At 58.9% G+C, this 2,130-nt stretch carries 2 protein-coding genes; both read right to left on the reverse strand.

Annotation, left to right across the window (positions count from 1 at the left end):
- Positions 1-34: 34 nt before the first annotated feature.
- Entirely contained in the window at positions 35-949 is a 915-nt protein-coding gene (locus tag ACE04F_RS08825; protein ID WP_486105947.1) for an SdiA-regulated domain-containing protein, read from the reverse strand.
- 118 nt (positions 950-1,067) lie between these two features.
- Positions 1,068-2,000, reverse strand: coding sequence for an SdiA-regulated domain-containing protein (locus ACE04F_RS08830; protein WP_486105949.1), 933 nt, complete (start codon positions 1,998-2,000; stop codon positions 1,068-1,070).
- Positions 2,001-2,130 lie beyond the last annotated feature (130 nt).

Consider the following 2,130-nt stretch of genomic DNA (forward strand, 5'->3'; position numbering starts at 1 on the left):
CTCCCACAGTGGTTTTGTAGTCAGGGTGAAAGCTTCAAGGCTGCTGCTTCTTGAACACATAAAACAGATTCGGCTCACTCACCACATACAGGTTGCCATCGTCATCCACGGCCAGGCCTTCAGCCTGGGGGACGGTTTTCAGCAAGCCGTGGCGGCCTTTGCTCAACGACAGCGTGCTCAACGGACGGCCGTTGATATCCAGCTCGATGATCAACCGCGACTCGTCGGACAGCGCCATCAGGTGACCGCTGCGCTCATCGTATTGCAGGCTTGAAAGGTCGCGCACAAAGAGCCCGGCGTCACGCTTGGGATTGTTGACGACGTGCACCGCATAGGATTTTTCCGGGTTGTGGTGGGGAAACCCGTGGACCTCGTAGATCAGCATTGGGTCGCGCTCCTTCGCCACGAATAGCCGCTTGCCCAGGGAGTCGTAGGCCAACCCTTCGAAACCCTTGTTGCTGCTCATGTGCACCCCGAGGGAGATCTGCTCGGCTTCGGCCGCGTCCAGGAACCGGGTGTCGTCGTCCAGGTGAATCTTGATCAGCCGTTGTTGGCGCTCGTCGGTGATGACATAGATGTTCTCGCTGATGAATTCCACCGCTTCCGAATCACCAAACCCGACCAGGGCTATGCGCCGCAAGATCTTGCCGTCCAGTGACAGCTCGATCAGCTCGGGATTCTTGTTGGTCACGGTGAACAGGGTCTTGCGGATCGGATCGAAGGTCAGCGCCGAAACGTCATCGTCCAACCCTTCGATCACCTGCGCCTCAAGCGCGACCTGGTACTGATCCAGGGCGATTGCCTGCTCGTTGAGGGGGTGCCACAGGCTGCTCATGTTGAACCAGGCGCGTTCGAACAGGCGCAGGTACTGACCCGCCGCGATCAGCGCGATCAGCGCAATGGACAGCAACAGCAGAAACAGTGGCTTGGGGCGGACAAGTCGACGCATGTAGGAGGGCTCGGGTAAAAACAGGTGGTTGGAAATACCACGACTGCCTGAACTGAAGCTTAATGGCTGCGTGCCACATCCTACACGATGGTGGGAAATGTCTTACGAAGTCGCGCTGTCAGTGCCGTTTTTCGAAACGGTAGAAGAGGTTCGGTTCACTGACGATGTAGAGGGTGCCGGCTTCATCGACAGTGACGCCTTCGGCGCGAGGGATCGTGTCCTTCAGGCCATTGAAGCCGCCGAGCAAGGTCATGAAGCTGACCTGGTTGCCTGCTTCGTCCAGCTCCAGTAGCAGATGGGAGTCGGCTGACAGCACCAGCGTGTGGTTGGTGCGCGGGTCCACGGCCAGGGCTGACAGGTTGCGCAGGTCGAGTTCGTTGCTGACATGGATCTGCTTGTCGCCCTTGAGCGACTGGCTCCCGTCGCTTTTCCAGGTGAACAGTGCCGGTGGGCGCTCTTCGCCAAGGATCAGTTGCTGATTCTTGGGGTCCCAGACGATGGCTTCGAATCCCTTGTTCTGGTTCTTCGACGTGCCCAGGTCATATTGGGGGAAATCCTTGATGTTCAGCTCGTGGGTATTGGCGTCGACCTGGATGATCGACAGCGTGTGCTGGCGTTCATCGGTGATGGCCAACAGGCCGTTTTCCATGAAAGCCACGCCTTCAGGGTTGCCCCAACCCACCAGCGGCATCTTGCGCAATACGTCACCCTGCAGGTTCAGCTCCACCAGGAACGGATTCCTGCCCATCACCGCGAACAGGGTCTTGGTCTGTGGGCTATAGGTCAGGTCGGACGCTTCGTCGTCTTCCATTCCCGGGAGCGCCTTGGCGTCAATGACGGCGTGGTAATCAGGTAGCCAGACGCTTTCCCGGCGCTCGGCCTGGCTCTGGAAGCGCTCCGACACCCAAAGCCGGCCCCGGTCATCCCAATGCATGGCGAATGCCAGGCCGTAAGCGCTGGCGCCCGCGATCAGCAACCAGACATACCAGGGCAGGGCGAAGTGAGAGTGACGGAATGCTTTGGGGGTGGGCAGTGCGTGGGTCTTGGCCATCAGGGGACACGTTCCAGGAAATTCGGCTAGGGGCGGGCTGGCTCAGATGCCGCATTGCCCGGAATTATCCGGATAGCATGTGAAAAAAACGGTAAATGCGCAGTTGCTTTTCATAGCCAGTGGGAGGGGG

This window comes from Pseudomonas sp. AGC41 (assembly GCF_057334555.1).

What these genes read in the sequence shown, in the direction of transcription:
- ACE04F_RS08825 (WP_486105947.1), bottom strand. Translation starts at nt 949, where the DNA reads ATGCGTCGACTTGTCCGCCCCAAGCCACTGTTTCTGCTGTTGCTGTCC.
- ACE04F_RS08830 (WP_486105949.1), bottom strand. Translation starts at nt 2,000, where the DNA reads ATGGCCAAGACCCACGCACTGCCCACCCCCAAAGCATTCCGTCACTCT.